Genomic DNA, 17,451 nt, shown 5'->3' with positions numbered 1-17,451 from the left:
CACCCAAAAATTCATAGCATTTCTCACGAAAGCTATCTTGCAGACTTCTTTTTTAAAAAAAGTCTATTATTGGTAACAGGTATATGTTATATACCTGGCTATGCCTACTAAAAAAATCGTTCAGCATAACACTCAAGGATGATGTCGGAATAAGTAGTGTTTCTAGGCTTCCAGCAACCCTAGATCTCTGAGAACACGATGTGCTTATTCCTTTTTTCCTGTCATCGATTTATTTGTATGAATTATCTTGCAATTGTTAATAATATAACTTATTTCATTATACGCTATTATAAATTAACGAACATAAATATTCAAACATTTCGAAAATGTTATGAAGAAATCCTATTTCCTTCCGAATCAACTTCCAAAAAAACAAATGTCTGAATTAACAGAAAATTAATGTTGAAGAAAGAAAACCTCGTAAATGAGTGAATATTAAAAGCATACAATGTTTTCAATCTTTCGTCAATATGTTTGTTTCCTTTTTCACAATTTTTATACATTTGTATTTGAAAAAACATTATGGTTTACGTTGCATCTCTTTTTGCTAAACGACGATTATGTTCGTTCCTCTACAAACGTTTCGCCTAGACGATATACACGATTCGCAATTTTTTTAACTTCATGTGGATTATGTGTCACGAATATAACTGGAATTTTCCACTGCTCGTGTAATCTACACAATTGTGTATAACTCGTCTCTTTCGTACGTTCATCTAAAGCAGAAAATGGTTCATCTAATAAAAGAATTTGTGGCTCCATTGCATAGGCACGTAACAATGCTGTACGTTGTTTTTCCCCACCCGATATTTCACGTGGATACTTATCTAATAAATGTTCCATATGCAATGCACGGATCCATTCACGTGTTCTATTTTCATTTTGCATACTATATGCTATGTTTTCCCAAACGGTTTTATGTGGAAATAAAGCATAATCTTGAAATACATAGCCAACTTTCCTTTGTTGCGTCGGGATACACGATTTACCATCTTGCGTAAAAATTTGATCCCGAAATTTTATATACCCATTATCTGGTGTCACAATTCCGGCAATCATATTTAAAAATGTTGTTTTTCCAGTACCAGATGGACCGACAATAGCAATGATTTCATCGCCAATCGTACATGTAATCTGTAATGTTTTGTGAGGTATTTTTTTCTCCACATCAATTGTAAGCATACATTTTCTCCTATTGTTTATGTTTCATCATATGTTTCCTACTCCACCAGTTCAACCAATAAATCGCAATAAATCCAATAATTACGATCGTCACTACCCAAAATTTTGCTACGCCCATCTCTCCTGACTCCACCGCAAAATAAATGGCAATCGGGATCGTATCCGTTACATTCGGTATGTACCCAGCAATCATTAATGTCGCACCAAATTCACCTAGCGCACGCGCAAATGCTAATACCGTTCCAGAAAGCAAACCTGGCCACGCTAATGGAAAAGAAATTGTCCAAAATACATTCCAACGGGATTTTCCTAATGTGTATGCAACATATTCTAAATTACGATCATACTGTTGAAAGGCTGCAACGGCACTTTGGTACATGAGTGGAAAGGAAACGACGATGGCAGCAAGCAAGACACCATACCAAGTGAATACAATTTGTACATCGAACTGTGCCATGAGCCACTTCCCAATAAAACCATTTTTTCCAAATAAATATAACAAACCAAATCCAACTACTGTTGGTGGCAATACTAAAGGAAGCATAATGATTGCTTCTAAAACGCTTTTTCCAAAAAAGTCTTTTTTCGCAACGAAATAAGCAATCATCATCCCGATGATAAATACGAAAACTGTCGAGATAAGTGCTGTTTTTAATGATAACCAAAATGGGAATAAATTCACTTGTTCCAACATGTCCTTCTATATCCCTTCAAATCCGTAAGCTTTTTTTATTTCATTAGCCTCTTCGTCTAATAACCAATGTATAAATTGCTCTGTCGCTTCTTTATTTTCTACCGTCGTCGTCATACCGATTGGATACACTATTTCATCATGTAATGTTCCATCTATTTCTTCGATGATTTCAACATCATCTGATATTAGTGCATCTGTTTTATATACGACACCAACATCTACATTCCCTGTTTCAACGTACGTTAACGCTTGTCGCACATCATTCGTATAAACAAATTTGTCTTGCAAGTCACTCCATAATTCGACCCCTTCGAAAAATTGCTGTGCATACGTACCTGCTGGAACAGTTTCCGGATGCCCAATCGCAATTTGCTCAACGGAGTCATCTTCTAATGTTTGAACATCTTCATATGTAATCGTAGCTTCGTTTCCTTGAATAAGAACTAAAGAGTTATATAAAAAAGGGGTGACTGTTTCTTTTTCAATAAGCTCTACCTCTTCTAAATGGGTCATCCATTTTTCATCGGCGGAAATAAAAATATCTGCATGTGCACCTTGCTCCATTTGTTTCGCTAACTTTCCTGAACTGCTAAATTGTAATTGTATATCCACATTATTCGCTTCTTCGTATAGTTGTTTCATTTCCTCTAATGGCTCTTTTAAGCTTGCTGCAGCTAATACGGTAATAGTTTTTTGCTCCTCCTGTTGACAACTTGTTAAGACAAATATACTAAATACCATGACTAAACAAATGACACGCTTCATAATTTACCCCTCTTACCTCTTTTCTTTTGATTATAACTTTAGAAAATTTCACTGTAAATAAAAATATGCCCCAGCTTTCCATAAACTGAGGCATATGTATCGATGCTTACCATTTTATTTACATGTATACTACTCTTTTTATAATGTGGACAAAAAATTATTTTGTCCCAAATAAACGGTCGCCCGCATCTCCTAATCCCGGTACAATATATCCATCTTCATTTAACTTCTCATCCATCGCCCCTAAATAAATATCAACGTCTGGATGATTATGTTTAATTAACTCTACTCCTTCAGGTGCTGCAACTAAACACATTAGTTTAATGGATTTTGCTCCACGTTTCTTCAATGATTCAATTGCGTCATTTGCTGAACCACCTGTTGCCAACATCGGGTCTAAAACGATTAAAATACGCTCGGAAATGTCTGATGGTAATTTAATGAAGTATTCTTCTGGTTGCAATGTTTCCGGGTCACGATATAAACCGACATGCCCAACACGTGCTGCAGGTAGTAAATTGAGCATTCCGTCCACCATTCCTAAGCCTGCACGTAAAATTGGAATTAAGCCAATCTTTTTCCCTGTTAATACTTGTGCTTTACTCGACGTTACCGGTGTTTCAACTTCAATCTCTTTCATTGGTAAATTACGCGTAATTTCAAATCCCATTAACATTGATACTTCATCGACTAATTCTCTAAATTGTTTTGTTCCCGTGTTTTTATCACGAATATATGTTAATTTATGCTGGATTAATGGATGATCTAAAATATGAACTTGTCCCATTGTTTTCCACCCTTTCCATTGTTGTATATCGTTACTATCTTACAGTTTTCTACCACTGTTGTCTACCGATGAAACGCATTTCTTAAACTAATTTATTTTTGTGTAAATTTTGAAAACAACTTCCCCTTCTCTATGAATGAAAATGGCAAATAGATTTTCTCAAATAAAAAAGACTTCCAGTAACATAAGCTACCGAAAGTCTTCTTAAATTTCACTAATTTTTTCATCTGTGTCTATATATTATGCGTATAGTGGGTGCTTTTTCGTTAAAGCTGCAACTGCTTCACGAGCCTCATTTAACACGGCTTCGTCATCGATGTTTTTCAATGTTTTCGCAATAATTTTCCCTACTTGTACCATATCTTCTTCTTTAAATCCACGAGTCGTTACTGCTGCAGTTCCTACACGCACACCACTCGTAATGAAAGCTCCTTCTTGGTCAAAAGGAATCGTATTTTTATTCGTCGTAATACCGATCGTATCTAATGTTTCCTCCGCAATTTTTCCAGTTAAACCTAATTTAGAAACATCTAATAACACTAAATGGTTGTCCGTTCCGCCTGAGACGATACGAACCCCTTCTTCCATAAGTGTTTCCCCTAACACTTTAGCGTTCGCTCTAATTTGTTTTGCATACTGTTTAAAATCGTCTGAAAGAGCTTCTTTCAACGCTACAGCTTTTGCAGCAATAATATGCATTAATGGACCACCTTGAACTCCTGGGAATACTTGTTTATCAATTGCTTTTGCATATTTCTCTTTACATAAAATCATTCCACCACGAGGGCCACGTAATGTTTTATGTGTGGTTGTCGTGACAAAGTCACAGTAAGGTACCGGATTCGGATGTTCTCCAGCAGCAACTAACCCAGCAATATGTGCCATGTCTACAAATAAATATGCATCTACTGCATCTGCAATTTCACGGAATTTTTTAAAGTCAATGGTTCTTGAATAGGCACTCGCACCAGCGACAACCATTTTTGGTTTTACTTCTTTTGCTAACGCTAAAACCGCATCATAATCAAGTTGTTCTGTTTCTTTATCTACTCCATACTCCACAAAGTTAAATAACTTTCCACTGAAGTTCACTGGGCTACCGTGTGTTAAATGACCTCCATGGCTTAAATTCATTCCTAAAACCGTATCTCCCGGTTCTAATGTACTGAAATAAACTGCCATATTCGCTTGTGCACCAGAGTGGGGCTGAACGTTAACATGCTCTGCACCAAAAAGTTCTTTTGCACGATCGCGCGCTAAATCTTCTGCAACGTCTACATATTCACATCCACCGTAATAACGTCTACCTGGATATCCTTCAGCATATTTGTTCGTTAATACTGAACCTGCTGCTTCCATTACTGCTTCGGATACAAAGTTTTCTGATGCAATTAACTCAATATTATCTTGTTGACGTTTTTTCTCGTCTTCCATTGCATCAAATAGTTCTCGGTCAAATTCTTTTAAATGGTCCATTTACTTTTCGTTCCTCCTAGAAATGAAATATATACATATCATAACAAATAATAATTCATTTTTACATAAAAAATGCATAAAACATCATTTTTCCTATGTTTTATGGCGAAAATCCGAACATTAACGGTTAATATACCGCCTCTGTTCGGATTTTATTCTCTATACATATACCGCTCTCGATCCACCGATTAACTTTGGACGTGTTTTGGCAATCGTCATATGTGCATTCCCTATCGATGAAACAGACAAACGGACCGGAACCGCAACATGTTTTAAATGCATACCGATGAATGTGTCCCCTATATCGATGCCTGCATGTGCTTGAATCGCCTCAACGATAATCGGCTCGTCCATATGTTCGTATGCATAAGTAGCCATCGAACCGCCAGCATTTCGAACTGGTTTTACACTCACTTCTTCTAATGGGTACTTCTCTAATATTTTTCGTTCTACGACTAATGCACGATTTAAATGTTCACAACATTGAAAGGCTAAAAATATTTGTTGATTTTGCGCAAATCGTTGTACATGCGTGAAAATTTCTCTTGCTACCTCTTCACTCCCCGCACTTCCGATTGCTTCCCCAATGACTTCGCTCGTTGAACAACCGACAACGAATATTTCCCCTGCATGAATTGCTTGCAGTGCGGACCAATCCGCCATAGCTGCTTCCATGTCTTTTCGGACATGATCTAACATAGAGTTCATAAAATGACCTCCTTATATGCATTTAAGCTTCACATTGCTCTTCATATGCTGTAATTTTATTTACTCGATTTAAGTGGCGGCCGCCTTCGAATTCTGTCGTTAACCATGTTTTCACGATTTCACGTGCTAATCCAGGCCCAATTACTCGTTCCCCCATCGCTAACATATTGGAATCATTATGTTCTCTCGTAGCTTTTGCTGAAAAAACATCATGTACGAGAGCACAACGAATGCCCTTTACTTTGTTAGCAGAAATGGAAATACCAATACCTGTTCCACAAACTAAAATTCCACGGTCAAACTCGCCGTTAGCAACTCGTTCCGCTGGCCCAATACCATAATCCGGATAATCAACAGACGCTGTACAATCTGCTCCAACATCTTCATACTCATACCCTAATTCTTCTAATACGCTTTTCACTTCATTACGTAAGGTCATTCCAGCATGGTCGCCTGATATAATAACTTTCAAAAAGAACTCCTCCTAAAAATAAGCTTTGTCCTTCTTATTATACATTAAATTCGCTAATTTGTTTGTTTAATTTTTCTGATTGAACCGATAATGCCTTTGCTAACTGTTCCACATCCTGTATCGTTTTATCTTGATCTACTACAGCTGCACTAACCTCTTCTGTTGCGGCAGAAGTTTCTTCCGAAATGGCTGCAACTTCTTGTGATTGTTGTACGGTCGTTTGAATAAATTGTAATTGACGATTCACTAAATCTCGGATGGTTGTCACTTCCTTCGCCACTTCTGTTACAGAGGTAGACATATGTTCCATCGATGTATTCGTTAACATTCCTATTTCTGCTTTTTCCTGTGCATGTACGACATGTTCATTCATCTTTTTCACTACATTCGTCACATCCTTTTGTATCGCACCAATTAAGGTAGAAATACGTTGCACTGCATGAGCACTTTCATCTGCTAATGTACGTATTTCATTTGCGACTACCGCAAAGCCCTTCCCATGTTCTCCAGCCCTTGCCGCTTCAATCGACGCATTTAAGGCAAGCAAGTTTGTTTGCTCTGCAATTTTGCCGACCATCGTAATAATGGATTCAACTTCTAAAGCATTTTCTTTTAAGTGTTCCACATCTTGTAAAGATAATGCTTGTTCTTCCGCTAGCTGTTGAATGCCGTGCACTAGTTGATGAACCACTTGTTTACTATCTGTTAACATCTTTAACATTTCTGTTGCGTTATTTGTAGATGTTTCTGCTTTATGTTGTACTTCTTCCGCCAAAAGGGTCGCTTCCTCAATCGCTTCAACGGTTTGTTGGATTGATTCCGCAGCATTAACTGCCCCTGTAGATATGTCATTCGTTGCATCTGTAATCGCTCTCGAATGCTGTGTCGCCGTATCGACCACTTGTTTCATATCTTCCACGGCACGCTCTGTGTTTGTAAAATTACCATGTATATTATGTACCATACCTTGAATATTTTTAAACATCCTATCAACAGCCATACTTAACGCACGAATTTCATCATCCGCTTCTGGTATATGAATTTCTTGGTTTAAATTCCCTTTCGCTCCCTCTGTCGCTGCAGCTTCTAATTGTTGCAATGGCTTCGTAATGAATCCCGCTGCAACGAAAGCTAAAATACCTGTCCAAATAATCCCTAGTAAAAATGTCACCATCATAAAGATTTCTTCTTTCAATGGTACATATGGGGATAGTAAATCATAAATAACATACATACAGACAGCACTACATGTATACGTAATAAAGGCTAATAGCGTAGTAAATAATACTAACTTTTTTTGCAAACCAAATCGATATGCCTTTTTCATTTGCATGACCCTTCCCTACTAATTAATCTTTTGCACTAGATGATCAATATATGTTTCTAATAATTCCGCTGTTTCACGATAAATCGATACATCTCCACCAAATGGATCGGGAATATTATATCCACCTTGATATAACGGAACCTGTTCTGTAGAAACATATTCAATTAATGTAAAAATTTTTCCTTTATACTGTGGAAATAGACGTAATAACACTTGTTTATGATCTTCTGTCATCGTTAAAACAATATCGGCCCATTGCATATGATCCAATTGAATGGCTTCCGAACGGTGGGTAAAAGAAATACCCATTTCTTCTAAAACTTGTATCGCGTGTGCATGAGCTTTTTCGTTTTCATTCGCAAAGATCCCTACAGACTGTACTTCTATTTGTGGCAGTTTCTCCTTTAATATCGCTTCTGCCATCGGACTTCTACATGTATTACCTGTACAAACAAATAAAATATTCATCTTTTTTCCTCATCTTTCCTTATTCATTAATATACCACAATAACACAAACTTTTGAACTATATTCTAATTTATTTTATAGGTATTTAATCTCAAAACATGGAAATAAAATGTTTCCAACCTAAATAGATAAATAAAATACCACTGAAGACATCTCCAAATACGCCAACTTTTCCCCGTAATACCTGTGCAAAGGTCAAACCAATAAATGAAACCACCATTGCCGTCATACCAAATAAAAATATCATCGACATATGATTCGCGCCTGCCAAGCCGAACGTAAGGCCGACCGGAAAACTATCCACGCTTACAAACATACAGACAAAAATAAGTTTCCAACCAGCAAAAAACGTCTGCCTTTTCTCTTCGAATATAGAAAACAAGGTAAACAAACCGAGCGTCGTAAAAATGACTGTATTTAAAAAGGCTGCTAAATGATGAATAAACGGGAAAAGATATACACCAAATAACAACCCTGCTAAAGGAAAAGCACTATGAAAAATGCCGAGCATGACACTAACAGATACTTTTTGTTTTATTTTTTTTTCAACTAACCCTAATCCGATTGCGACAGAAAAGCAATCCATACTTATTGCAAGTGCAACAGGCATCCATGAGATAAGTTCATATACCAAATTGTTAATCCTCCCTATTTTGCTTGTACAATGTATGCAAAATAGAGATAGATTAGAAGTTTACTTGTATACTATTTCTGTAGCCGCCCTCGTTAAACGGTCCATTATTGCTAAACCGACCCCATCTTCCGAAAAAGATTGGGAAACGACAACATCGAACCGATCTTTCTTTAACGAACGTAACGTATCATACAACGTTTGAGCTACCTCTATGTCCTTATTTCCAATCATGATTTTATGTGCTGCTTCTATATTCTCGGCCATTTTTTTCGTCACAATGACCCCTACTCTATTTCCCTCTGCTTCATAACGTTCCACAACATCCTGTAGTAAAGCATTGTTTGCTACTAATATGAGTGGTACTTCAGGTGCATAATGTTTATATTTGAGCCCTGGAGATTTTGGTTTTTCTGTCTTTTCTTTTTTAGTCAAGGTACGTACTTCTCCTACAACTGCTTCGATAGCTTCTTTCGTAATCGCACCTACTCGAAGAATAAGTGGAACATCCCCCGTACAATCCACTACGGTTGATTCCACGCCAACCTCTGCTTCCATTGCATCAACAATTGCTGCAATTTTTCCATGTAAATCATCGTATACATGTGCCGCTTTTGTTGGACTTGGTTTTCCAGACTTGTTTGCACTTGGCGCTGCAATTGGCAAGTCTACTTCTTTTAATAATCGTAAAGCGACATCATTATTCGGAATACGTACCCCTACCGTATCCAAATTTGCAGTAACATTTGTCGCGACATTATTTTTACGTTTTAAGACGTATGTAATTGGTCCAGGAGAAAATGTCATAATTAATGTATCTACATACGCGGGATAAGCTTGTACAAGATCGTTTAATTGCTCTTTTGTTGCGACATGGACAATTAACGGATTATCACTTGGTCGACCTTTTGCTTGGAAGATTTTAGCGATAGCCGCTTCGTTTGTTGCATCTGCACCTAACCCATAAACGGTTTCAGTAGGAAATGCGACCACTTCTCCCGCTCGTAAGAGAGCTGCCGCCTCTTTTATATATGCCTCATCATTTTGTCCGTTCATTGTGAATATTTTTGTTTTCATTTCGTTCCCTCACTTCTCTTTATATTTTAGACGATATAACGATGTTTCACAAAGGATTCATCTAGAACATGACCTACAAATTATCACTCCAACGATGCAAAGGAAACACGAATCATAAGATGAAAATGATTGTGACAAACCTTCCTTTCACATAAAAAACCCTAAAGTAGCAATACCTACTTTAGGATTTCTTTCAGTTAGGATTACGTTAACCCTAACCATTCAAAAAGAAAGATTTTCACTGTTTTCTTCTCTGTCTTTTCTTCTTCCTTATTCGCTTGCTCCATATCCGCTTTTTCCTCTTCTGATAAATCTAAATAACATAAAGATGGAAAAAGCACGCACCACCAATTGTCCCCTTCTCCTTCGCCAAGTGTAATGAGCAGCGCCTCATAATCACCGGCTGGATACACATATTTCCCATATTTTTTCGTCGGAAATGGTACATCTTTTTTAAACTGAACTGAAAAGGATAGATGTTCTCCATTTTGCTCTAATGTATTGGCAATAATTTCTTCTACTTTTGGTAATATTTCTTCCATTCGCTTACGTGCCTCATCGATCGATGTCACTTTGGACATTTCAGTAGATAAATAGGCATTTACTTCATCACGAACAGTATATTTCATTTGTTGATCTTTCATATCATTACTATTTGCCAAAATACGTAAACGAATCGCGTCTTCCGGGATCATTTCTACAGCATAGTCTGTCCCATGTACAGTCATCGGATAAAACATTCCTAAAAAACAAATCATTAAAAATAATAATGCGAATTTTCTCATCGTTTTTGCCCCCAACTGCTTTTAGGAACATTATGGACAGATAAGAAAAAGGTTATACCTCTTTATCGTACAATAGCTGAAATGATTCGGTCTTTTCCGTTCATATCAACGATTGTTTCGATTTGTGCTGCAGGATATGTTTTTGCTACTATATTTGTTACAGCCTTTGCTTGCTCATATCCGATTTCCATACAAATACGTTCAATAGAAGGGATTCTCTTTGATTGATCCACGATAGATTCATAAGCAGCTAATCCTTTATTCGGTGCAAAAAGTGCTACATGTGGATCATAATTTTTCACCGTATCTTCTAACTCATCTATTTCCGCCTTAGCTATATAGGGAGGATTTGAAACGATTATTTGTGGGTGGATGTTTGCTTCTATTATCGGTTCTAAAAAACTTCCTTGCATAAACGTAACATTTGCCCCTAAATCCGCTGCATTTTGTGTTGCAACTCGAAGGGCAGCTTCCGATATATCTGTAGCATATACAACTGCATTCGATAGCTCCAATGCTAATGTCGTTGCAATCACACTAGATCCCGTGCCGATATCAACAATCGTGACTGTTTCATCACGATACTTCGATTGGATCAGTTGGATAAGATGATAAACTAATTCTTCTGTTTCAAAACGTGGAATAAGTACATGCTCGTTTACAGCAAATTGTCTCCCATAAAAATATTCATATCCAACTAAATGTTGCACAGGTATCCCCGTCTCCACGTGTGCCTTTACATCGGACATAAAGGCTCTATACTGCTCCTCCTTCATTTCATCTCGTAAGATCATATGGAACGTATTACGATCTACTTGTAGATGATGTTCGATTAAAACTTTTGCGATATGAGGGTCACGTCCATGTTTTTCTAAAAAAGAAGAAGCCCATGTTAGGACTTCATATACTTTCTTCTTATTCATTTTTTTCACTAACTTCTTGCAGACGACTCGTTTGGTCTTCAATGAGTAAAGCATCAATAATTTCGTCGATTTTCCCTTCGACAATTTGGTCTAATTTTTTAATCGTTAAACCGATACGGTGATCTGTTACTCGGTTTTGTGGGTAGTTGTACGTACGAATACGTTCAGATCGATCTCCAGTACCTACGGCAGATTTTCTTGATTCTGCATATTCTGCTTCCGCTTCTTGTTGATATTTGTCATATAAACGGGCACGCAATACTTTAAAAGCCTTTTCGCGGTTTTTAATTTGAGATTTCTCATCTTGACACGATACGACAATCCCTGTCGGTAAGTGTGTTAAACGAACAGCCGAGTCTGTCATATTTACGTGCTGTCCACCTGCCCCACTTGCACGGTACGTATCCACTTTTACATCTTCATTACGAACTTCTACGTCCACATCTTCTGCCTCTGGTAATACTGCAACTGTCGCAGTAGAGGTATGAACACGTCCTTGTGCTTCTGTTTCAGGTACACGTTGTACACGGTGTGCCCCATTTTCGAATTTTAACTTAGAATAAGCACCTGTACCATGAATCATGAAAATAATTTCTTTATATCCACCAACTCCTGTTGAGTTCGCTTCAATAACTTCTGTTTTCCAACGATTCGCTTCCGCAAAGCGCGCATACATTCGATATAAATCACCAGCAAATAATGCAGCTTCATCCCCACCAGCTGCTGCTCTGATTTCAACAATAACGTTTTTATCATCGTTCGGGTCTTTCGGTAATAATAGTACTTTTAACTCTTCTTCTAATTCCTCTATATTAGATGTTAACTCCGAAATCTCCGCTTTAATCATGTCTAACATATCACTGTCTGACTCACTTGCTAACATTTCTTTCGCGTCGTTTAATTCTTCCACACTCGTTTTATATTTGCGATATGCCGTAACAGCTGGTTCAAGGTCGGATTGTTCTTTCGAATATTCTCTTAATTTATTCGAATCACTAATTACTTCTGGATCACTTAAAAGTTCATTTAATTTATGGTACCGATCCTCTAATGATTGTAGTTTATCTAACATGTGTTTCCACCTCTTTTATACTTCCGTAAAATCAAGTTTCAATATTTAGTATACACTATTTTCACGTTTCATTTATAGTAGGTATGTAAAAACGGTTCAACTTTAGCGAATATCATTCCTCATCAACATCAGTGGATTTTTTGTAAATAAAAATCAGGCATAAATTTGCCTGATTGTAATAGGTTACGATTGTATTTTTGTTTCTTGTTTGTTTTACATGTTGTATTTCTTTTTGAATCGATCGACACGACCACCGGCTCTGTCTGCTTTCTGCTTTCCAGTGTAGAAAGGGTGTGTGTCAGAACTAATTTCAACACGAATGACTGGGTAAGTGTTACCATCTTCCCATTCCATTGTTTCGTCAGATGTTCTTGTAGAACCACTTAAAAATTTATAATCTGAACTTGTATCTAAAAAGATTACTTTTTGGTATTCTGGATGAATTCCGCTTTTCATGTTTTTCCACCTCTTTTACAAAAAATGATTATTCACAATTATAAGTTAAACCTACCTAACCTCACATCTTGATATTATAACAGTATTAGGTAGGTAATGCAAGTCTTTTTTTACTTTTATGAGCGTTGATTTCGCTTCATTTTAATTTCTTCTCCGATATCATCTAGGAATTGTTCATTTGTTTTCGTCGCTTTCAAACGCTTTAAAAATCGCTCGGTAAATTCATGCGAGTCTTGCATTGATTTTCGAATCATCCACATTTTCTCTAAATGATCTTTCGAAACGAGCAACTCTTCTTTTCGAGTACCGGAACGTAGTATATCGATTGCCGGGAAAATTCTTCTTTCTGCTAAACTACGGTCTAAATGTAGTTCCATATTACCTGTACCTTTAAATTCCTCATAAATAACATCATCCATCCGTGATCCCGTATCTACTAAGGCAGTTGCTAAAATCGTTAAACTTCCACCTTCCTCAATATTTCTTGCCGCACCAAAGAATCGCTTCGGACGGTGGAATGCTGCAGGATCAATCCCGCCGGATAATGTACGTCCACTTGGTGGAATCACTAAGTTATATGCACGTGCTAAACGTGTAATACTGTCCATTAAAACAATCACATCGCGTTTATGTTCCACGAGACGCATGGCACGCTCTAATACAAGTTCAGATACTTTAATATGACTTTCTGGCACTTCATCAAATGTAGAACTTACGACATCGACATCTGGTGCAACAGAACGTTCAATATCTGTCACTTCCTCTGGACGTTCATCGACTAATAAAATAATTAGTTTTGCCTCTGGGTGGTTTTTCGAAATGCTATTAGCAATTTCTTTTATAAGCATCGTCTTACCCGCTTTTGGCGGAGCAACGATTAATCCTCTTTGGCCAAAACCAACTGGTGTCATTAAATCTATAATTCTCGTCGATATATTTTGTGGAGAATTTTCTAATGTCATATAGCGATCAGGATATAAAGCAGTTAAGGCAGGAAAATGTACTCGTTCTTTTGCTGTTTCAGGATTATCGCCATTTACAGCGTCCACATGTAATAAACCATAATAACGTTCATTCTCTTTCGGTGGTCGAACCTTTCCAGATACTTTATCCCCATTTCTTAAATCAAAACGGCGAATTTGTGAGGCTGAAATATAAATATCTTCCGCACTTGGAGAATAGTTAATTGGACGTAAAAAACCAAAACCTTCTGAAGGGATCACTTCTAAAATCCCATCCATAAATAAATAACCGTCTTTTTCTGCTTGCGCTTTTAATATCGCAAAAATTAATTCTTTTTTTGTTAGTTTCGCATAATAAGAAACTTTATATTCTTTAGCTAACTTATAAATGTCTTTCAACGTTAAGCTTTCTAAATGAGAAATCGTTATTTCAGACACATCATCACACCTATTCATTTATTTCTATTCGTATCTCTTTTAACATAATTTTGGTTGCTCTTTTTGATAGGATAACATGTTATATGTTGCTCATATGTACACGTTTATTTATATAGGAGATAAAAAAGATGCTTGTTTAAAAGAGGAGCCGAATGAAGAGTTCGTTGTAAAAAAACTAGACCGTCTCTTGTCTATTTGTATCATACAACTTTCTCTTCATATATTCAACTCTATCTTTAGAAGAAAATATTATTCATTATCTAATACTAAATTTGGCTTTTTCTTTAAACTATGTTGACCATCAATGAAACGAATCGTTCCACTTTTCGCACGCATTACGACAGATTGTGTTGTTGCTCGTTGTCCTTTAAATTGAACCCCTTTTAATAATTCTCCATCCGTCACACCTGTCGCAGCAAAAATGGCATCATCCCCTGGACAGAAATCATCCATGTAAAAGACTTTATTCATGTCTTCAATCCCCATTTTTTTACAACGGATAATTTCTTCTTCATTGGATGGTGCTAACTTCCCTTGGATTTCTCCACCTAAACACTTTAAAGCAACTGCTGAAATAACGCCTTCTGGTGCACCACCAATACCGAATAAAATATCTACTCCTGTATGGTCGAAGCAAGTGTTAATTGCCCCTGCCACATCACCGTCTTGAATTAATTTAATTCTAGCACCTGTTTGACGAATTTCTTCGATTAATCCTTGATGGCGATCACGGTTTAATACGACAGCTAATACATCTTCAATTTCTTTGTTTTTTGCCTCTGCTACAGCTCGTAAGTTATCTTCCACTGATGCGTTAATATCAATTTTTCCAACCGCTTCTGGACCAACAGCAATTTTATGCATGTACATGTCTGGAGCGTGTAATAAATTTCCACCATCTGAAATAGCAATAACAGATAAAGCGTTCCAAGAACCACGTGCAACAATGCTCGTTCCTTCAAGTGGGTCAACCGCAACATCTACTAAAGGTCCTCTTCCAGTACCGAGTTTTTCGCCAATATAAAGCATTGGCGCTTCATCCATTTCCCCTTCTCCAATGACAACTGTGCCACGCATTGGAATCGTATCAAAAACTGTACGCATTGCGGTTGTTGCTGCATCGTCCGCCTCATTTTTTAAGCCTCTACCCATCCATCTTGCAGACGATAATGCTGCCGCCTCTGTTACGCGAACTAATTCAATCGATAAACTTCTTTCCATCGTTTAAAAATCCCCTTTTTATGAGTTATAAACCTTTCATACTAATCGTTTTATTTGGTTCCACCACTTTTTCACGCCAAATTTTCGCACCTAAACGACGTAAATTTTCGGTAATATCTTCATATCCACGATCTATATGATCAATTTCTGTTATTTCCGTAATGCCATCTGCCATTAATCCTGCAATGACTAATGCTGCTCCCGCACGTAAATCCGTTACTTTTACTTTGGCACCTTCTAGCTTTTCCGTACCTGTTACAATCGCAGCACTGCCTTCTACTTTCACTTTTGCATTCATACGGCGCAATTCATCAATATGTTTAAATCTAGCTGTATAAATGGTATCTGTCACGATACTCGTTCCTTCTGATTTCGTTAATAGTGATGTGAAAGGTTGTTGTAAATCGGTTGGAAATCCTGGGTATACTAATGTTTTAATATCTACACTTTTCAACTTTTCACCAGGTTTAATAAGTAGTTGATCATTATATTGCTCAATCGTTACACCCATTTCACGCAATTTCGCTAATAATGATTCTAAATGTTCTGGAATCACATTATCAATGACTACTTCTTTCCCTTGTGCAGCTGCCGCAATAATATATGTACCCGCTTCTATTCTGTCAGGTATGATTGTATGTTTACAACCGTGCAAGCGATCGACACCTTCAATACGAATAATATCGGTTCCTACACCTTTAATTTTAGCGCCCATATTCGTCAACAATGTAGCAACATCAATAATTTCTGGTTCCTTAGCGGCATTTTCAATCGTCGTTTTTCCTTTCGCTAACACTGCGGCTAACATAATATTAATTGTCGCACCTACACTCACTACGTCTAAATAAATCCGGGCACCACGTAATTCTTCCGCCTCTAAATAAAGGGCACCTTTTTCATTTTTTACCTTTGCACCGAGAGCTTCAAACCCTTTTATATGCTGGTCAATCGGACGTGGACCTAAATAGCATCCACCTGGAAGACCAATTGCCGCACGTTTAAACTTCCCTAACATAGCGCCCATTAAATAGTACGATGCACGTAACTTTTGTACTTTTCCATTAGGAAGAGGAATGGAAACGACTGACGAAGGATCGATATGTACTTTTTGCTTCGAGTCTTGTACTACCTTTGCGCCAATATCTTCCAAAATCGATTGCAATGTATCTACATCAGAAATATTCGGTAATCCATCAAGTGTTACAGTAGAATCTGCTAAAATGGCGGCCGGAATTAATGCAACTGCACTATTTTTTGCACCACTGATCCTTACTTTTCCTTCTAACAGATGACCGCCTTCGATCATAATCTTTTCCATCCTAGTCCCTCACTTCTTTTCGTTGTGAATTTACTTCTCTTGTGTTGCTGCCCAATCTGCTAAAAACTGTGCAATTCCTTTATCTGTTAAAGGATGTTGCACTAACCCGTTCAATACTTTAAATGGAACTGTTGCAATATGTGCCCCATTTAATGCTGCATCTGTTACATGTAATGGATGACGAATCGATGCTGCAATAATTTTCGTCTCAATGGCAAATTGATTAAAAATAGCTGAAATCGTTGCAATTAAATCCATTCCATCATGACCAATATCATCTAAACGTCCTAAAAACGGTGATACGTAAGTTGCACCAGCTCTTGCCGCAAGCAATGCTTGGTTCGCGTTAAAGATTAATGTCACATTGGTCGTAATATGTAAGTCACTTAAAGCTTTTACTGCTTTTAGCCCTTCCATCGTCATGGGGATTTTTACCGTAATGTTTGGAGCGATGGCTGCAAGTTCTTTTCCTTCCGCAATCATCCCTTCTGCATCTTCTGCGATGACTTCCGCACTAACAGATTCAGCTGTTACTTCTGTTGTAATTTCACGAAGGCGATCATGGAAATCCACTCCTTCTTTTGCAACTAATGAAGGATTGGTTGTCACTCCACCTAAAATGCCTAAAGCTTTCGCCTGACGAATCTCGTCAATGTTTGCCGAGTCAATAAAAAATTCCACTAATATCGC

At 37.3% G+C, this 17,451-nt stretch carries 19 protein-coding genes; all 19 read right to left on the bottom strand.

Annotated features, from left to right (window positions below; all coding sequences use genetic code 11):
• Nucleotides 1-558 precede the first annotated feature (558 nt).
• Nucleotides 559-1,182, bottom strand: coding sequence for an ATP-binding cassette domain-containing protein (locus tag WKT09_RS03830; RefSeq protein WP_340414780.1), 624 nt, complete (start codon nt 1,180-1,182; stop codon nt 559-561).
• Nucleotides 1,183-1,192: 10 nt separating this feature from the next.
• A complete protein-coding gene (modB, locus tag WKT09_RS03825; RefSeq protein ID WP_340414779.1) occupies nt 1,193-1,873 on the bottom strand; it encodes a molybdate ABC transporter permease subunit in 681 nt (226 codons plus the stop codon).
• A gap of 9 nt (nt 1,874-1,882) precedes the next feature.
• On the bottom strand, nt 1,883-2,641 hold the full coding sequence (modA, locus tag WKT09_RS03820; RefSeq protein WP_340414778.1) for a molybdate ABC transporter substrate-binding protein: 759 nt from the start codon (nt 2,639-2,641) through the stop codon (nt 1,883-1,885).
• 157 nt (nt 2,642-2,798) lie between these two features.
• The gene (upp, locus tag WKT09_RS03815) at nt 2,799-3,428 is read right to left on the bottom strand and encodes a uracil phosphoribosyltransferase (RefSeq protein WP_336266503.1); all 630 of its coding nucleotides are present in this window, start codon (nt 3,426-3,428) and stop codon (nt 2,799-2,801) included.
• A gap of 240 nt (nt 3,429-3,668) precedes the next feature.
• Complete coding sequence (gene glyA / locus WKT09_RS03810; protein WP_340414777.1) at nt 3,669-4,904, bottom strand: serine hydroxymethyltransferase; 1,236 nt, start codon at nt 4,902-4,904, stop codon at nt 3,669-3,671.
• A 159-nt stretch (nt 4,905-5,063) separates the two neighbouring features.
• Nucleotides 5,064-5,612: a TIGR01440 family protein gene (locus WKT09_RS03805; protein ID WP_340414776.1), complete on the bottom strand. Its 549-nt coding sequence runs from the start codon at nt 5,610-5,612 to the stop codon at nt 5,064-5,066.
• A 22-nt stretch (nt 5,613-5,634) separates the two neighbouring features.
• Complete coding sequence (gene rpiB, locus WKT09_RS03800) at nt 5,635-6,084, bottom strand: ribose 5-phosphate isomerase B (protein WP_340414775.1); 450 nt, start codon at nt 6,082-6,084, stop codon at nt 5,635-5,637.
• A 37-nt stretch (nt 6,085-6,121) separates the two neighbouring features.
• A complete protein-coding gene (locus WKT09_RS03795; RefSeq protein ID WP_340414774.1) occupies nt 6,122-7,417 on the bottom strand; it encodes a methyl-accepting chemotaxis protein in 1,296 nt (431 codons plus the stop codon).
• Between the two features lie 12 nt (nt 7,418-7,429).
• On the bottom strand, nt 7,430-7,879 hold the full coding sequence (locus WKT09_RS03790; protein WP_340414773.1) for a low molecular weight protein arginine phosphatase: 450 nt from the start codon (nt 7,877-7,879) through the stop codon (nt 7,430-7,432).
• A gap of 90 nt (nt 7,880-7,969) precedes the next feature.
• Nucleotides 7,970-8,512: a manganese efflux pump MntP gene (locus WKT09_RS03785; protein ID WP_340414772.1), complete on the bottom strand. Its 543-nt coding sequence runs from the start codon at nt 8,510-8,512 to the stop codon at nt 7,970-7,972.
• A gap of 60 nt (nt 8,513-8,572) precedes the next feature.
• The gene (locus WKT09_RS03780; RefSeq protein ID WP_340414771.1) at nt 8,573-9,586 is read right to left on the bottom strand and encodes an L-threonylcarbamoyladenylate synthase; all 1,014 of its coding nucleotides are present in this window, start codon (nt 9,584-9,586) and stop codon (nt 8,573-8,575) included.
• Between the two features lie 203 nt (nt 9,587-9,789).
• A complete protein-coding gene (spoIIR, locus tag WKT09_RS03775; protein ID WP_340414770.1) occupies nt 9,790-10,371 on the bottom strand; it encodes a stage II sporulation protein R in 582 nt (193 codons plus the stop codon).
• A 62-nt stretch (nt 10,372-10,433) separates the two neighbouring features.
• Complete coding sequence (gene prmC, locus WKT09_RS03770) at nt 10,434-11,294, bottom strand: peptide chain release factor N(5)-glutamine methyltransferase (protein WP_340414769.1); 861 nt, start codon at nt 11,292-11,294, stop codon at nt 10,434-10,436.
• Entirely contained in the window at nt 11,287-12,366 is a 1,080-nt protein-coding gene (gene prfA, locus WKT09_RS03765) for a peptide chain release factor 1 (protein ID WP_340414768.1), read from the bottom strand. The genes prmC and prfA overlap by 8 nt, the downstream gene beginning before the upstream one ends.
• A gap of 213 nt (nt 12,367-12,579) precedes the next feature.
• Entirely contained in the window at nt 12,580-12,822 is a 243-nt protein-coding gene (locus WKT09_RS03760) for a type B 50S ribosomal protein L31 (RefSeq protein ID WP_340414767.1), read from the bottom strand.
• A gap of 116 nt (nt 12,823-12,938) precedes the next feature.
• Nucleotides 12,939-14,222 (bottom strand): transcription termination factor Rho, encoded by a 1,284-nt coding sequence (gene rho, locus WKT09_RS03755; protein ID WP_340414766.1) that lies wholly within the window; start codon nt 14,220-14,222, stop codon nt 12,939-12,941.
• 249 nt (nt 14,223-14,471) lie between these two features.
• Nucleotides 14,472-15,443 carry a class II fructose-bisphosphatase gene (glpX, locus tag WKT09_RS03750; protein WP_340414765.1) on the bottom strand — a complete coding sequence of 324 codons (972 nt, stop codon included), beginning with the start codon at nt 15,441-15,443 and terminating at the stop codon, nt 14,472-14,474.
• A gap of 25 nt (nt 15,444-15,468) precedes the next feature.
• Nucleotides 15,469-16,761 carry a UDP-N-acetylglucosamine 1-carboxyvinyltransferase gene (locus tag WKT09_RS03745; protein WP_340414764.1) on the bottom strand — a complete coding sequence of 431 codons (1,293 nt, stop codon included), beginning with the start codon at nt 16,759-16,761 and terminating at the stop codon, nt 15,469-15,471.
• A 30-nt stretch (nt 16,762-16,791) separates the two neighbouring features.
• Nucleotides 16,792-17,442 (bottom strand): fructose-6-phosphate aldolase, encoded by a 651-nt coding sequence (gene fsa / locus WKT09_RS03740; RefSeq protein WP_340414763.1) that lies wholly within the window; start codon nt 17,440-17,442, stop codon nt 16,792-16,794.
• Nucleotides 17,443-17,451 lie beyond the last annotated feature (9 nt).

The organism is Pseudogracilibacillus sp. ICA-222130, assembly GCF_037892545.1.
Taxonomy (GTDB): Bacteria; Bacillota; Bacilli; order Bacillales; family Amphibacillaceae; genus Pseudogracilibacillus.
Note: the sequence above shows the minus strand (reverse complement) of the source record. Positions and strands in the feature narration are given on the sequence as shown.